General features: G+C 42.9%; 13 protein-coding genes and 2 tRNA genes. 3 read left to right on the forward strand and 12 right to left on the reverse strand.

Annotated features, from left to right (window positions below; translation table 11 throughout):
- Nucleotides 1-20: 20 nt before the first annotated feature.
- The 10 genes from rpoC to EHQ24_RS17790 all read right to left on the reverse strand — a co-directional run bounded on the left by rpoC (nucleotide 21) and on the right by EHQ24_RS17790 (nucleotide 11,242).
- Nucleotides 21-4,322 (reverse strand): DNA-directed RNA polymerase subunit beta', encoded by a 4,302-nt coding sequence (rpoC, locus tag EHQ24_RS17745; RefSeq protein WP_135602931.1) that lies wholly within the window; start codon nucleotides 4,320-4,322, stop codon nucleotides 21-23.
- 14 nt (nucleotides 4,323-4,336) lie between these two features.
- Nucleotides 4,337-8,023, reverse strand: a complete 3,687-nt coding sequence (rpoB, locus tag EHQ24_RS17750) for a DNA-directed RNA polymerase subunit beta (RefSeq protein ID WP_135602932.1) — start codon at nucleotides 8,021-8,023, stop codon at nucleotides 4,337-4,339.
- Nucleotides 8,024-8,148: 125 nt separating this feature from the next.
- A complete protein-coding gene (rplL, locus tag EHQ24_RS17755; protein ID WP_004783509.1) occupies nucleotides 8,149-8,532 on the reverse strand; it encodes a 50S ribosomal protein L7/L12 in 384 nt (127 codons plus the stop codon).
- A gap of 36 nt (nucleotides 8,533-8,568) precedes the next feature.
- A complete protein-coding gene (gene rplJ / locus EHQ24_RS17760; RefSeq protein ID WP_100743131.1) occupies nucleotides 8,569-9,102 on the reverse strand; it encodes a 50S ribosomal protein L10 in 534 nt (177 codons plus the stop codon).
- A 12-nt stretch (nucleotides 9,103-9,114) separates the two neighbouring features.
- On the reverse strand, nucleotides 9,115-9,807 hold the full coding sequence (rplA, locus tag EHQ24_RS17765) for a 50S ribosomal protein L1 (protein WP_100743132.1): 693 nt from the start codon (nucleotides 9,805-9,807) through the stop codon (nucleotides 9,115-9,117).
- A 25-nt stretch (nucleotides 9,808-9,832) separates the two neighbouring features.
- The gene (gene rplK, locus EHQ24_RS17770; protein ID WP_135602933.1) at nucleotides 9,833-10,258 is read right to left on the reverse strand and encodes a 50S ribosomal protein L11; all 426 of its coding nucleotides are present in this window, start codon (nucleotides 10,256-10,258) and stop codon (nucleotides 9,833-9,835) included.
- 39 nt (nucleotides 10,259-10,297) lie between these two features.
- Nucleotides 10,298-10,852, reverse strand: a complete 555-nt coding sequence (gene nusG / locus EHQ24_RS17775; RefSeq protein ID WP_002973653.1) for a transcription termination/antitermination protein NusG — start codon at nucleotides 10,850-10,852, stop codon at nucleotides 10,298-10,300.
- Between the two features lie 8 nt (nucleotides 10,853-10,860).
- Nucleotides 10,861-11,049 (reverse strand): preprotein translocase subunit SecE, encoded by a 189-nt coding sequence (secE, locus tag EHQ24_RS17780; protein WP_002973751.1) that lies wholly within the window; start codon nucleotides 11,047-11,049, stop codon nucleotides 10,861-10,863.
- A gap of 41 nt (nucleotides 11,050-11,090) precedes the next feature.
- A tRNA-Trp gene (locus EHQ24_RS17785) sits at nucleotides 11,091-11,164 on the reverse strand.
- A gap of 6 nt (nucleotides 11,165-11,170) precedes the next feature.
- Nucleotides 11,171-11,242, reverse strand: a tRNA-Thr gene (locus tag EHQ24_RS17790).
- 215 nt (nucleotides 11,243-11,457) lie between these two features.
- On the opposite strand from EHQ24_RS17790, the gene EHQ24_RS17795 reads away from it, so the two are divergent.
- The 3 genes from EHQ24_RS17795 (at nucleotide 11,458) to EHQ24_RS17805 (ending at nucleotide 13,441) form a co-directional block, all read left to right on the forward strand.
- Complete coding sequence (locus tag EHQ24_RS17795) at nucleotides 11,458-12,150, forward strand: histidine kinase (protein WP_135602934.1); 693 nt, start codon at nucleotides 11,458-11,460, stop codon at nucleotides 12,148-12,150.
- 73 nt (nucleotides 12,151-12,223) lie between these two features.
- Nucleotides 12,224-12,991, forward strand: coding sequence for an SDR family NAD(P)-dependent oxidoreductase (locus EHQ24_RS17800; protein WP_135602935.1), 768 nt, complete (start codon nucleotides 12,224-12,226; stop codon nucleotides 12,989-12,991).
- A 150-nt stretch (nucleotides 12,992-13,141) separates the two neighbouring features.
- Nucleotides 13,142-13,441, forward strand: coding sequence for an ArsR/SmtB family transcription factor (locus tag EHQ24_RS17805; protein WP_135602936.1), 300 nt, complete (start codon nucleotides 13,142-13,144; stop codon nucleotides 13,439-13,441).
- A 3-nt stretch (nucleotides 13,442-13,444) separates the two neighbouring features.
- On the opposite strand, the gene rfaD is transcribed toward EHQ24_RS17805, so the two are convergent.
- Nucleotides 13,445-14,416 carry an ADP-glyceromanno-heptose 6-epimerase gene (rfaD, locus tag EHQ24_RS17810; RefSeq protein ID WP_135602937.1) on the reverse strand — a complete coding sequence of 324 codons (972 nt, stop codon included), beginning with the start codon at nucleotides 14,414-14,416 and terminating at the stop codon, nucleotides 13,445-13,447.
- Nucleotides 14,417-14,539: 123 nt separating this feature from the next.
- The gene (locus tag EHQ24_RS17815; RefSeq protein ID WP_135602938.1) at nucleotides 14,540-16,312 is read right to left on the reverse strand and encodes a UbiD family decarboxylase; all 1,773 of its coding nucleotides are present in this window, start codon (nucleotides 16,310-16,312) and stop codon (nucleotides 14,540-14,542) included.
- Nucleotides 16,313-16,349: the final 37 nt, after the last annotated feature.

The following is a 16,349-nucleotide window of genomic DNA, read 5'->3' on the forward strand; positions in this document are numbered from 1 at the left end:
TCTAAGGACAAAGTTTTGATTTAATCGTCGTCGTCCTCATCATCGGAGTCGTCCGCTTCTTCTTCCAACTCATCTTCATCCTCGTCCTCTTCGGCAACAAGTCTGGAAAGTGTGGCAGTAGAAACAGGAGCCGCTTCAGAAAGTTCCGAAACTTCTTCTTCCTCTTCTTCGGTTTCAAGATCCCAATCCAAATCTCCTGGAAGGTCTTTGAAAACTTCAATGTCACGGTATTTTTTCATACCAGTTCCCGCAGGAATCATATGACCAATGATTACGTTTTCTTTCAGACCCATTAGGTTGTCTGTTTTTCCTTTGATGGCCGCATCTGTTAAAACCTTAGTGGTTTCTTGGAAGGATGCTGCTGAGAAATAAGACTCTGTGTTGAGGGATGCTTTTGTTAATCCCAATAGAACTGGAGTTCCTTGTGCAGGGGATCCCCCTTCTTTTTCCACTCGGTCGTTTTCTTCATCAAAGAGGAATTTATCCACTTGTTGTTGGTTCACAAACGATGTGTCCCCACTGTCAGTGATGATCACTTTACGAAGCATGGAACGAACCACAACTTCGATGTGTTTATCGTTGATATGAACCCCTTGCAGACGGTAAACTTCCTGAACCTCAGATACCAAATACTCATGAAGGGCATTTGGTCCTTTGATCGCAAGGATATCATGCGGGTCAAAGTTTCCTTCATCCAACTGGTCTCCTCGTTTCACAAAGTCACCTTGGCGCACACGGATTTGTTTTCCGACTGGGATGGCTACTTTTACCTTTTCTTGTTCTGCAGTTTCTGGGATGATATAGAGAATTCGTTTTTCTTTTACGATTTCCCCTTTGTCTTCGATCTTTCCGTCAATTTCTGCAAGTGTGCAGGCATCTTTCGGACGACGAGCTTCGAAAAGTTCATCTACCCTTGGAAGTCCACCCGTGATATCTCGCGTTTTTTCCGCTACCGATGGAATTTTAAAGATGATATCCCCTTCTCTTACTTTGTCTCCATTTTGGAATTGGAGGAGTGCATCCACTGGGACTGAGTATTCATCCGATCCAACAAGAACTTTTGGAACAAGACGGTCTTTCTTTTGTTCTACAACTTTCAGAATGATATTGGAAGTTTTTGGATCCACGTCACGACGAACGTTTTTACCAATTTCTAAATCTTCCCATTGGATGGTTCCTGCGGTTTCTGAAACAGCCACTTCGTTAAAAGGGTCAAACTCAGCGAGTGCCTTGTTTTCTTCTACGATTTGACCTTCTTCCGCACGAAGGATGGTTCCGATTTTTACTGGAATCACGAAGTCATCGCCCAAGATTCGAAGAGTCGTTCCTACAAGAGAAACAGTTCCCGCTTGGTCTGAAGTGATTCGTTGTTCTGTAGATTCGCCAACTTGGGTCGCAAATACTTCCCCTTTTTCTAATCTTTGACCTTCAACCACACGCACACTGGAAAGTGAATCTGTATTGAATTCTTGGATCAGCCTGTTGACGATGATGGTTCCGCGACGAGCAAATACTTTAGCAGAGTTTGCGTTCGTCACAAGACGACCATTGATTGATTTTACGATAGAGCGATAAGGAACTTTATGTTCTTTTTCTGAAATGGTAGCAGATGCCGCACCACCCACGTGGAAGGTTCTCATCGTAAGCTGTGTTCCCGGTTGTCCGATGGACTGAGCTGCAATGGTTCCCACTGCTTCTCCAATCTCAGCAGGGACAAGGCGAGCCATGTCCATACCGTAACATTTTGTACAAATTCCGTGGCGAGATCTACAAGTAAGAGGTGATCTTACTTTGATTTTATCATAACCAAGGTTTTCAATTTGTTGTCCAAGAGCTCTTGTGATGAGAGTGTCTTTCGGGAAAACTACTTTTTCTGTCACAGGATCCACTAAATCTTCAGCCGTATAGCGACCGAACACTCTGTCCGCGAGGGAAACAATTACGTTCTCCCCTTCTTTTACGATTCCAAGAGTGATGTTTAGTTTCGTTCCGCAATCATCTTCCGATACGATCACATCCTGAGAGATATCCACTAAACGACGAGTGAGGTAACCGGCATCGGCAGTTTTTAACGCCGTATCCGCAAGACCCTTTCTCGCACCGTGAGTCGAGATAAAAAATTCTAATACCCCGAGACCTTCACGGAAGTTGGAACGAATCGCAAGTTCGATGATTTCCCCAGACGGTTTCGCCATAAGGCCCCGCATCCCTGCGAGCTGACGGATCTGTTGTTTGGATCCACGAGCACCAGACGCTGCCATGACGTATACCGGGTTAAATCCCGCTTGGTCTTTTTCCAATTCCTTAAACATCCCGTCTGTAATCCGGTCATTGGTTTTCGTCCAAATTTCGATTACCTTTTTACGACGTTCTTCGTTCGTGATGATACCTTTACGATACTCCATATCCGCTTTTTCAACTTCTTTGTTGGCATCATTCACAAGTCCCTCTTTTTGAGGAGAAACTCGGATGTCATCAATCGAGATCGTAGGAGCAAATACAGTCGCGTAACGGTAACCTAGTCGTTTGATTTCATCAAGCATCACAACAGTGATCCCTGGTCCAAACTTCTCGTATACGTCAGCAATGATTTTGTTTGTTTCTTTATCACCGAGGGTTCTGTTGATATAAACATACCCTTTTGGCATCACTTGGTTGAAGATAAGTCGGCCAGGTGTGGTTTCGATGATTTTCCCTTCGTGTAAAACGGAGATTTTCGAGCGAATTTCAACTGTTTTTGTTTCAATCGCATACATCACTTCTTCGAGACCTGTGAAGAATTTACCTTCTCCTTTCGCGTCTTTTACTTCAGAAGTTAGGTAGTAAATTCCAAGAACGATATCTTGAGTTGGTCCACAAATCGGTTGTCCATTGGCAGGATTCAAAATGTTATGCGGTGATAACATAAGCATCCAAGTTTCGAGCTGTGCTTTTGGAGCCAGCGGAACGTGGATTGCCATTTGATCCCCGTCGAAGTCGGCGTTAAACGCGTGACAAACGAGTGGATGAAGTTTGATTGCCTTTCCTTCTACAAGGACTGGTAAAAATGCTTGGATTCCAAGTCTGTGAAGAGTTGGAGCACGGTTGAGAAGAACTGGGTGTTCTTTGACTACTGTTTCCAATACATCAAAAACTTCTTTGTCTTCTGCTTCGATTTTTTTCTTCGCAGATTTGATGTTTGGTGCTAGTTCCAAATCCACAAGGCGTTTCATAATGAATGGTTTGAAAAGTTCCAAAGCCATTTTTTTAGGAAGACCCATTTGGTGGTATTTCAGTTCAGGACCAACTACGATTACGGAACGACCAGAGTAATCCACCCGTTTTCCGAGTAGGTTTTGGCGGAACCGGCCTTGTTTTCCTTTGAGCATATCGGATATCGATTTTAAAGGTCGATTTCCTTTTCCTTTCACAGTGCGTTTGCGACGGCTATTATCAAAAAGAGCATCTACTGCTTCTTGTAACATACGTTTTTCGTTACGAACGATGATCTCAGGAGCTTTTAAAGCAAGGAGACGTTTGAGTCGATTGTTTCTGTTAATCACACGACGATACAAATCGTTAAGGTCGGAAGTTGCAAAACGTCCCCCCTCAAGTTGTACCATCGGACGAAGTTCTGGAGGGATGACTGGAACTACATCCAGAACCATCCATTCAGGACGGTTTCCGGAATCCCGGAAAGCTTCCAAAACTTCCAAACGTTTAAAAATACGTTTGTCAGAGATTTTATTTTTATCTTGGATTTTTTGGCGGATCACACGAGCTTCTGCATCCACATCAATGCGTGCGAGAAGTTCTTTGATGGCGTCCCCACCGATCCCTGCGATAAATTTATCACCGTATTCATCTAGATAATTATGGTATTCATCTTCATCAATAAGTTCCCCTCTGTTCCTTCCGGAATCAGCAGGATCAATGATCACATACTTCTCAAAGTAAAGGACACTTTTGAGTTGGTTGATCGTCATATCAAGAAGGAGTCCCATACGAGACGGAACCGAACGGTAGTACCAAATATGCGATACTGGAGCCGCAAGTTCGATATGGCCCATTCTCTCACGACGCACTTTGGAGTGAGTTACCTCAACTCCGCATTTGTCGCAAACCACTCCCTTATAACGGATGGATTTGAACTTACCGCAGTAACATTCCCAATCCTTTGTGGTTCCGAAGATTTTTTCGCAGAAAAGACCATCTCGTTCCGGTTTTAGGGTACGGTAGTTGATCGTTTCAGGTTTTTTAACTTCCCCAAACGACCACTCTTTGATCCGTTCGGGTGATGCCAAACGGATCGTAATCGATTCAAAACTATTGTAATTTCTCATACTTTTTCCCTTCCCTAAACGTTTTCAATGGTCTCGAATTTGATTTTCTTTTTGTTTTTCGAGAATTCATCTTCGTAATCAGAGATATCCACTTCCAATCCTTCGGAGTCTTTGATGATGATATCAAGAGCCAGTCCTCGGAGTTCCTGAACAAGAACGTTGAATGATTCTGGAATTCCCGGTTTGATCGAGTGGATTCCTTTGACTATCGCTTCATAAATTCTTGCACGTCCCAACATGTCGTCTGACTTAATGGTGAGTAACTCTTGTAAGGTGTGTGATGCACCGTAAGCCTCAAGAGCCCAAACTTCCATCTCTCCTAACCTTTGTCCCCCGAACTGCGCCTTACCACCAAGTGGTTGTTGCGTTACGAGTGAGTAAGGTCCAGTAGATCTTGCATGGATTTTGTCATCCACCAAGTGAGCCAGTTTCAACATGTAAATGTATCCACAGAATACTTGGTTGATGAATTTCTCTCCCGTTCTTCCGTCGTATAACTGAAATTTGCTGTTTTCTGGTAAACCGGCTTTTTTGCAGAATTCGTTTACATCACCTTCGGATGCTCCATCAAACACGGGAGTTTCAAAGTTGATCCCTAGTTTTTTAGCAGCAAACCCAAGTTGAGTTTCAAAAATCTGACCGAGGTTCATCCGTGAAGGAACCCCGAGTGGATTGAGAACGATATCAACAGGAGATCCGTCTTCCATGTATGGCATATCTTCTTGTGCCATCACACGAGCAACGACCCCTTTGTTTCCGTGACGACCCGCCATCTTATCACCCACCAGGAGTTTACGTTTACGAGCCACATAGACTTTTACCATTTCTTCCACGCCTGCAGCGAGTTCGTCGCCTGTTTCACGGGAATAACGTTTGATATCGATGACAGTTCCTTCAAAACCGTTTGGCATACGAAGTGAGGAATCCCTTACTTCTTTTGCCTTCTCTCCAAATATGGAGTGTAATAATTTGTATTCAGGAGTGAGGTCGGTTTCTCCTTTTGGAGTCACCATACCAACAAGAATGTCACCTGGTTTTACTTCTGCACCCACACGGATCACACCAGACTCATCCAAATCACGGAACGCTTTGTCCGAAAGGTTTGGAATGTCACGAGTGATTTGTTCTTGTCCGAGTTTGGTTTCCCGAGCTTGGATTTCGAATTCTTCAATGTGGATCGAAGAGAAAACATCGTCTTTGATGATTCGTTCTGAAATGAGAATCGCATCCTCAAAGTTGTATCCTTCCCAAGGCATAAACGCAACGAGTACGTTTCGGCCAAGTGCCAAATAACCAGCATCAGTCGATGGGCCATTAGCAAGAACAGTTCCTTTTTGTAGGATTTGACCGAAGTCACCGTATTTTTCACCTTTGATGATTTGTCCGGCAACTGGAGCACCAATTCCTAAGTCTTGGCCTTCTTTCACAACCGCAACGTATTGTACGTCTTCTGAATGGAAAAGCTCGTGAGTTTCTTTTTCTCCGTTAGAAGTGGTTAACTCTACACGTTCTTTGGAAACCTTACTTACCTTACCACCAGTCGTTGTGTGTAACATCGAAACGTTTGGTTTTTGATTAAAACAAGTACCTTGGTTGGTTTTTTTGAATTTAATGAGTGGGTAGTGAACAATCTCTTTGGATTGGTCTTCTTTGATCCAAACCCCAGTAGCATCCACTTTGGAAACCACACCATCTTTTTTAGCAACAATACAAACCCCTGCGTCATAAGCCGCACGAGCTTCCATCCCTGTTCCGACAAAAGGAGCTTCTTCCGTAAGAAGAGGAACCGCTTGGCGTTGCATGTTCGAACCCATTAGGGCGCGGTTCGCATCATCATGTTCGAGGAATGGAATGAGTGCTGTGGATACAGACACAACTTGCAAAGGAGCCAGATCCATATATTGGATCTCGGATGGGCTACGGAAAGGGAAATCCCCTCTATGGCGAGTGGAAATGAGTTTGGATGTAAATTCTCCCTTATCATCTACAGTCGAGTTGGACTGCGCCATGTAGTGGTATTCTTCTTTGTCTGCAGTGAGGTATTCTACTTGTTTTTGGACTTTTCCATTTTTTACGAGACGGTATGGAGTTTCAATAAACCCATAATCGTTCACTCGTGCAAAACTAGACATGGAAAGAATGAGACCAATGTTTGGACCTTCCGGTGTTTCAATTGGGCACATACGACCATAGTGAGAATAATGAACGTCACGAACTTCGAAACCTGCTCTGTCACGTGAAAGACCACCAGGCCCAAGAGCGTTTAACCTACGTTTGTGCGTAAGTTCTGCCAATGGATTGGTTTGGTCCATAAACTGAGAAAGTTGCGATGATCCAAAAAACTCATTGATCACAGCAGTGATTGGTTTGATGGAGATAAGAAGCTGCGGAGTTTGTTGTTCCGGCTCTTGAACTGTCATCCTTTCTTTGATCACTCGTTCTACACGAGAGAATCCAAGTTTCAATTGGTTTGCGATGAGCTCACCAACAGAACGAATCCTTCTGTTTCCTAAGTGGTCAATATCGTCCGGATAGTAGTTTTCTGCTTCAGACATAAGCATCACAAGATAACGAACCGTTTCGATGATATCTTGTTTTCTTAATACTCGGTCTTCCGCTTTTGCAAACTCTTTTGGATTATTGAATTCGAATTTACTATTGATTTTGTAACGACCAACGATCCCCAAATCAAAAGTTTTTGGTGAGAAAAAGAGACGTTTCAGTTCCGCTTCTGCGTTTTCAATCGTAGATGGTTCGCCGGGACGCATGATTGTATGGAATTTTTTGACCGCATCTTCGTAGTCGTTGACACCGTCTTTTTCCAAACAATTGATAAGAACTGGGTTGTCTTTTCCTTTCGGAAATTCAATGACATCCACATCTTTTACCTTCATTTCACGAAGGATGGAGATATTGTCTTCATTGATTTTGGATCCGGCGTCGAGCATTACCTCTCCCGTTTCCATGTTGATGATATCAGCGATGGTTCGGCGACCAATCAGACGTTTGAGGTCTTTTGGGTTCGCACCAGCAATTTTCATTTTGGAAGATCCGTAGAAGAGACGAAGCACTTCTTCGTTGGTTCCCATACCCATTGCTTTTACAAGAAGGGTGGCCGGGAATTTTTTCTTACGGTCGATTTTGGCAACAAGGATTCCCTTATTGTCCATTTCGAATTCCAACCAAGAACCTCGGTAAGGAATCACTCGAGCAGAGAAAGTATCACGCGCTTGGTCATAAGAGAAGAAAATACCAGGGGATCTATGAAGTTGGCTCACCACTACCCTTTCCGCACCATTTATGATGAAAGTTCCGTGGTCTGTCATCACAGGAAGGTCTCCCATGTAGACAACTTGTTCCCGGATCTCTCCGGTGTCTTTGATGATGAGTCGAATGACTGCTTTTAGAGGAACTGCAAAGGAAGAATCAGTGTCTTTGCACTCTTGTGGATCGCGTTTTGGCTCTCCCAAGATATAATGGCCATATTCCATGACCATATCGTTGTTTGGCGATTCGATTGGGAAGGATTCGCGAAATACCGCTTCCAACCCTTGGTTCAAACGTTTCGTCGGATCTTTCACTTCCGACTGGAGAAACCAATCAAAGGATTTTTTCTGTACGTAGATAAGATTAGGAAGTAAATTGAGGTCGGTAATTTTACCGAAATTTACCCGGTTTCTAATTTGCATTCGGGTATGCATGGAATACTCTCCCTAGAGACATGAAAATAGTAGATGGTATGATAAACGAAAAAATAGAGGTGGGGACGCCTACGGCCTCCCTGCCTCTAAGTTTTTGAAGACTGGGTTTAAAAATTGGCAACCGATTAACCGGCAGCAGCAACTTCTACTTGAGCCCCAACACCTTCGAGTTTTTTCTTAATATCAGCAGCTTCGTCTTTAGAAACGCCTTCTTTCACTGATTTTCCACCAGCTTCAACAAGCGTTTTCGCATCTGCCAATCCAAGACCAGTGATTTCGCGAACGAGTTTAATAACGTCGATCTTTTTGTCACCGTGTGCTTTCAAGATTACATTGAAAGTTGCAGGCTCTTCAGCAGCAGCTGCGCCACCACCTGCACCCGCAACAGCCGCTACCGCAACCGGTGCAGCAGCAGAAATCCCGAATTTGTCCTCCATCTTTTTCACTAGATCAGCTGCCTGAACCAGTGTAAGACTTCCAATTTGTTCTAATAGCGCGTCAACAGACATCCTATATTCTCCTTATCCTACTAATCACTATGATTACTAATTGCCGTTTTTCTCGGCTACAGCATTGATGGCGCGTGCCAATGATGCCATGATTTGATTGATTCCAGAAGCAATTTGCGTTGCAGGAGCATTGATCCCACGAGCCACTTGCGCAAGAAGTTCTTGTTTGGACGGAAGTCCAGCAATCGCCTCTACTCCAGATTTACCCAAAACTTCCCCGTCCATATAGCCGGTTCTGATTTCGAGTTCCTTCTTATCTTTTGCAAAGTCCTTACAAACTTTTGCTACTGCTGGAAGTGCATCCAGAGAGAAAATAGCTGCAAGTGGGCCTTTGTAAACATCCCCAAAATCAATGGAGTTGTTTTTATGTTCAGAAGACTCTTTTAAAGCACGGAGGAATAGGTTGTTTTTAATCACCTTCATCTCCGATCCTTCTTTGCGAAGTTTCGCACGAAGGTTGGACATATCTTCAACAGTTAAACCGCTGTAAGATGCTAAAATAAAGTTCGGTCGTTTTTCCAAACGAGTTTTAAGTTCTGCTACTGCTTCAATTTTAGATGGATTTGCCATGATTCTTACTCGTTATATGTTCGCGTTTACTAGTTCTTTCACATCGACTTTTACGCCGATTCCCATAGTTGCTGCTACAGAGAAAGACTTTAGGTAATCACCCTTCGCATCGGAAGGTTTGTCTTTCATAAGAGCTGCAACAACAGCATTGATGTTGTCAGAAAGTTTGTCATCAGAGAAGGAACATTTTCCCACTCCCAAGTGAACCACTCCCCCTTTGTCAGGGCGGTATTCAATTCGACCCGCTTTCAGTTCTTTCACTGCTTTGGATACATCAGTGGTTACTGTTCCTGCTTTTGGTTTTGGCATAAGGCCTTTACGACCAAGAACTGGACCAAGTTTACCAACTTCCTTCATCATATCAGGAGTTGCCACACAAGCGTCAAAATCAGTCCATCCACCAGAAACTTTTTCAATCAGATCCATATCACCTACGAAATCAGCACCAGCTTCCTTCGCTTCGTTTTGTTTGTCTCCTTTACAGAAAACCAAAACCTTGATTGTTTTTCCAGTTCCGTGTGGAAGAGAGATTGTCCCTCTTACGTTTTGAAGAGATTTATAATTGATTTTAGTCGAAATCTCTAAAGTTCCATCAAATTTGGAAAAACTAGTAGCTTTTGCCAAACCGACTGCTTCACCAAGGGTATAAACCTTAGTGCGATCGACTTTCTCTTTGAGTTGGATATATTTTTTGCCGCGTTTCATGACTTCGGTTCCCGTTTCCTAATGATTACTCGACGTTTACACCCATGGAACGACAAGTTCCAGCAATGATTTTAATTGCTGCTTCCATATCGTTCGCATTTAGGTCTTCCATCTTAGTTTTTGCAATTTCTTCTAGTTGAGCTCGTTTGATTGTTCCCACTTTTACAGTGTGGGGAGTGGCAGAACCACCGGGAATCCCAAGCGCCTTCATGACAAGAAGAGCTGCTGGAGGAGACTTAGTTACGAATGTAAAACTTCTGTCGGAATAAACAGTGATGACCACAGGAAGTTTGAGTCCCATTTGGTTTTTTGATCTTTCATTGAACTGTTTACAAAATTCCATGATATTGAGTCCGGCTTGACCAAGAGCGGGACCTACTGGAGGAGCCGGGTTTGCTTTCCCTGCCTCCACTTGGAGTTTAATTTGTTTTACTACTTTCTTTGCAGCCATCTCGTTTCAAGTTCCTTACTAAAAATCAATCTATCAGTTCTATTGTTCCGATTTTACTTGGAGATAATCCAACTCTACAGGAGTGGATCTTCCGAAAATTTCTACACGAACGCGGAGTCTTCCCTTGTCAGGGAAAATTTCATCCACAAGACCTGTGAAATTAGCAAACGGACCATCTATAATTTTCAATGTTTCGCCCACTTTGAAGAGGAAACGAGGTCTCGAAACTTCTTCCGATTCCACACTTCCCACATCGCTGAAAAGATTTTTGATCTCATCCAGTGAAAGTGGCTCCGGACCTTTCCCTTTTCCGCCTACAAAAGTAGACACAGAAGGTAAGTTCTGGATTTTAAATCGAAGGTCATCGGTCATGTTCATCTCAACGAGAACGTAACCCGGCATGAGTTTTTTCTTTGTGACCTTCTTCTTGCCGTTTTTCATTTCGGCAACTTCCATTGAAGGAATTTTTACCGCGAAAATCTGGTCTTCCAGCTTTTGTTGTTGGACCATCTTCTCAATGTTTGTCTTCACCTTATTCTCGTGACCGGAATAAGTTTGAAGCACATACCATTTTTTATCTAAAGAATCGCCCACTTCCCTACCTATGTTCCTAATGCCCAGAACCACTTTAACAGTTTCAGGAATACAAAGTCCGAAGCTGATAAAAATAGGGAAAAGATAAATACTGTAACTAGGACTACAACGGTAGAACTGACTACCTCTTGGCGCGTTGGCCAATGCACTTTTTCAAGTTCTGCTTTACATTCCTGAATGAAACTCGTAGCTTTCATTGATCCTTGTCCTGTTCTCTAATTCTATATATTCTGTAGTCTGGCAGGGCTGGAGAGAATCGAACTCCCACCAAGGACTTTGGAGATCCTAGTTCTACCATTAAACTACAGCCCTAAAACAAGCCCTCTACCAGGCTTGAACTGGTGACCCCTTCCTTACCATGGAAGTGCTCTACCACTGAGCTAAGAGGGCAAAACGTTTCCCACCCAAGCGCGGGTTTCCAAGCGAGGCTAGGTTTTTTACACTATTTTAAATGAGGCTCTTTGGTCAATGGAAAATGAGTTTATTTCCTGGAAATGGTAAAAAAACAGGAAAAATACTGAATTTCCCTTGAGATTTTAGTTGTGGATTTCCCGGTTCGATAATAGAACCATGTGGGATAAGTCCCCCACTTTAAGGAATGATTCGTGGCGAAACCTTTTGTAGAATTAGAAACACAAATTCCCGATTTAGTAAAGGCAAAATCCAAAATTGTCGTAAGGTCTTCCCGGATGAATCGCCAACTCGAGCAATATGTTTTAGGCCTCATCACAAATATCCTTTCGGAAGTGGGACAATCTCAATTTGTGGAGATGCTTTATACAATCTCCAAAGAACTCACCATCAACGGAATCAAAGCCAATCAAAAACGTGTGTTTTTTGAAGACGAGGGTCTAGACATTACTGACGAAAACGACTACCTCCAGGGAATTAAAGACTATTCTAAAAAGTTTTCAGAAAAGATGGCTGATGAATATGGAAAACGTTGCCTTGCCCGCGGAGTCTACGTTCAAATTAAATTCCATTACTGCTTAGATGGTCTTCTTGTCGAAGTGACAAACAACACACCTGTCATCAAAACCGAAGAAGTTCGGATGCGAGAGAAAATGAAAAAGTCCATGGGATACAACGACATTGCCGAATTCTATATGGACAATATGGACAATACGGAAGGTGCAGGCCTTGGGATTGCTCTCATCATGATCCTACTCAAAAACGAAGGGGTTGACCCCAACCTATTTCGCATCATCACTCATGGAGACCGCACTGTCGCTCGAGTGGAAATTCCATTTAACGATAATTATGTGTCATTTCGAAGTGCCGAACTAGCAGAAATTTAATTCGTTAATCCCTTAGGCTCTACTCACATAGATTTTTATCGACCTTGTGTCCGCCATTTTTACACTGGTGGACATGGAATTAAAAGGTGCAAACATTCTCGTCACCGGATCTGCCGGTGGCCTCGGAAAAGCAATGGCTTACCGTTTAGGTAAATCAGGTGCCAATATCATTCTCTCAGACATCCAAAAAGACAAATTGGACGAAACGGTAGCTCTCTTTCAAAAAGAAGGAATCAAAACCACTGGCGTTGTGGCAAACGTAGCCAAAGAAGAAGACAGCATCCGTCTCATCGAAGAAGCGGCCGCTTTCCAAGGCAGTTTGGATGTTGCTATCTTAAATGCAGGAATTTTACGTGATGGCCTACTCATCCGGGTCGACAAAGAAACGGGAAAGGTAAAAGGCAAAATGGGTCTCGACCAATGGCAATCAGTCATTGACGTAAACTTAACGGGTGTCTTTCTTACCGGACGCGAAGCCGCGGCCAAGATGGTTGAACAAAAGAAGGGAGTGATCATTCCCATTGCCTCCGTTGCTATGCACGGAAACTCAGGCCAAACGAATTATAGCGCTGCCAAAGCAGGTGTTGCGGCTATGACTGTGACCTGGTCGAAGGAACTCGCTAAGTTTGGAATCCGAGTGGCTGGGATTGCACCAGGGTTTATTGGAACTGAAATGGTTCTAAAAGACATGAACCCAGAAGCTCTTTCAAAATGGAAATCCATCATTCCCGTGGGAAGGCTCGGGGAACCTGATGAAATTGCATCTACTGCCGAGTTTATCATTTCCAATGATTTAGTAACTGGAGTGGTTCTAGAAATTTCTGGTGGGGTTCGAATCTAACTTCGATTAATGCCTACCCTACCCTCGACAAAACATCGCGAGGGTAGGAACCCTATTTCCCAATTCTTGTCATTTTTTTTACAAACGAAAAAAATTTCGTAGGTAAATACAATACATATTCGTCATAAGGATATAACGGAACTCTTACTGATGAAAATAAAAACAGAACTCACCAAACAACAATTGGAACAAGCGATCAAAGGAATTCAAGGGATAGCCCACCCGATTCGCCTTTTGATTCTTTATACTTTAGCGAAAGAAGAAAAAACGGTAGGTCAGCTTGTCGAATTGTTAGGAACCAGCCAATCAGCGGCATCCCAACACCTAAGTAAGATGAAAAATAACGGAATTTTAGAGTCTCGTAAATCATCGAACCAAGTGTTCTATAGTTTGAAAGATCCTAAGTTCAAAGATCTGATCCAAACCATTGTAAAAGTGTACAGAAAGTAAACATCAGTTCTTTTCCTCTAATAGGAAATGGATGTATTCAGCAACGGCATCCCTGAGGTTTGTATAACCGAAGGGATATCCTGTTTGGGTGATCTTTTCCATCTCCGCACAGGTATAGTATTGGTATTTGCCCTTTAACGAATCTGGCATTTCCACATATTCAATATTGACCGGTTTGTCCATCGAAGCGAACAAAGCGTTCGCCAAATCGTTCCAAGTTTCCGCAATCCCCCGCCCCACATTGTACAATCCGTACTTTCGTTCAGAAAGTAAATAAATGCTGATTTTACTCGCATCCTTGACATAAAGAAAGTCCCTTTTTTGTTCCCCGTCTTTGTATTCTGGTTTATAAGATTTGAATAATTTTAACTTCCCTGTGTCACGGATTTGTTCGTAACCTTTTAAAACTAGACTCCTCATTTCTCCCTTATGGGCTTCCCCGTATCCAAAAACATTGAAGTATTTGAGTCCAACGAGTTTGTCAGCGATCCCTATTTTTTTGGCATAAAGATCGAAGAGTTGTTTGGAATACCCATACATGTTTAAAGGTTTAAGATTTTCGATTGGGGCATTGTCATTGTATCCAAATTCTCCTTCCCCATAAGTGGCCGCACTGGAGGCATAGAGGAAAGGTATGTTTTTTGCGACTGCAAACTCGGCCAATTTTTTCGTATAATGAAAGTTATTTTGCATCAGATAGGTGGCATCCTTTTCTGTGGTAGCGGAACAAGCACCTAAATGGTAAATTTCAGAAATCTCATTTAAGATTGAATTTCCCACATCGAACATAGATTCGAATTTATCTTTTTCATAATAATCTAAGAAAAAATTCCTTTGTAGGTTTTTCCATTTCTCTGTGGTTCCTAAATGATCAACAACCAAGATATCGGTATTTCCATTCTGATTTAAGTCTTCAATGATTTGTGATCCGATGAGGCCTGCGCCTCCAGTGACGAGAGTTAGTTTTTTTGCCATTGGTTTCGTTTTAGTTTTTTATACCCAGGGATTCTTTCTATACACTTTTTTACAAACACAAAGAAAACCAAATCCATTCCTAATGGAATTTGATGAGAGGATTGCCGATTCCATCAGAGACTATCAGATAGAATCGATGATCCGTCCAAATTTTTCATTCACTTGTTTCACTGTTTCCGAAAGAGGAAGTAGGACTTCAGGAATCCAAGGTTTCATCCGGCAATCAAATACAATAGGAACTTGGTATGCGATATGGTTCTGTTTGGTTTCTGTTCTTGCATAAACATCGGAGGCCGGCTCCATTCTTGTAAACATGGTCCAAATGAAATCCGAATCTGTTTTGGAAGCATCTTCTGCATCATCCACAAGAAATACATAATGGAAACTACCGAGATCTTCCTTTAACAAGTGCTGAGCCAATTGGTCGTCTTTTGCAAAAGCTGATCCTTCTACCACAAGCACTCCAGGTAAAAATACTCTTGGTTTAGTCAATCGTTTGTCTTTAAAATTTCCATTAAACTGTCGGGGAAGATTTGGGAACTTTACAGGTGCATTTGTATCACCAATTCCCATCCATAAAAGTTTACTGCCTTTGTTTACAGTTCCACTTGTATAATCTAAAGTATCTTGGCTGATATGACTAAAGATAAAAAAATCAGTTTTTGGATCACATCTTTCAGTGATGACTTTGAAGGTTTCTGAAAAGTTTTTTAAATTCACTCGTTCGTTTGTAACCAGTAAACATTTTGTGAGAGAAAGTTGTCCTTCTCCTAAAATGCGAAGAGCGCCCATAAAGGCTTCTCGGAAATACCGTTCCTTTACCACGGCAGCAGCAAGGGAATGGACACCTGATTCTTCGTAGGCCCAAACACCGAGCACCTGTGGCATCACTAGGGGAAACATAGGAGAAAGTAAATCTTGTAAAAACTCGGCGATGTAATGGTCTTCTTGGGGAGGCCTTCCTACCACTGTAGCCGCCCAGATCGCATCCTTTCTATGCAAAATATGTTTTAGGTCTAAGTAAGGATAATCGTGTAACAACGAATAGTATCCGTAGTGGTCACCAAAAGGGCCTTCTGGTTTTCTTACGTACGGTGGGATGGAACCGATAAGAGCAAAATCGGCATCGGCTACAATGGGATACGGGGAAACCATTTTGTCTTTTTTCATCCGGAGTTTTTCACCCATAAGAAAGGAGGCAAAAACAAGTTCCGGGATCTCTTCGGGGAGTGGTGCCACAGCAGCGATGGTTAAGGCAGGTGGTCCACCAATGTAAACATGAGCCGGAAGGGATTCTCCTTTTTTTTCAGCTTCATAATAATGGAACCCACCCCCGCGGTGGATTTGGATGTGCATCCCTACAGTTTTGTCTTTGAAAAGTTGCACGCGGTACATACCTAAGTTTCCATTTCCCGATTCAGGATGTTGGGTATAAACCAAAGGAAGAGTGACAAAGGCACCACCATCCTTCGGCCAAGAAACCACTTGGGGTAACTCAAGCGTGGATGAAACGCTGCCAGAGAGAACTGGGGCCCTTCTCACCTGTTTTAAACCCACTTGGAAAGGAAGAAGCCCTAGAGAACGTTCCTTCCAGAGTTTCGAGAACCGAGGTGGAAAAATTTCCTTCGCGAGTTTAGCAAGACGTTGGATGGTCGCTACTGGTTTTGGGCCAAAGGCCAAATGAATTCGTTTTTCAGAGCCGTAAAGATTGGTAGCAACCGGAAACTTTGTCCCTTTGACATTGGTAAAAAGAAGGGCTGGGCCCTTTTTCGCCACAATTCGCCTCTGGATCTCCGCAAGTTCCAGGTAAGGATCCACGGGATCAGAAATCACACGGAGTTCTCCCTCCGTTTGCAAAAGTCGGACAAAATCATTGGTAGATCGTAGTGAAACCATAAAAAGGAATGGACGGCTCCTCGTTTTCTTAGACTCT

Origin of the sequence: Leptospira noumeaensis (genome assembly GCF_004770765.1) — a bacterium.
In the GTDB taxonomy this organism is placed as follows: Bacteria; Spirochaetota; Leptospiria; order Leptospirales; family Leptospiraceae; genus Leptospira_A; species Leptospira_A noumeaensis.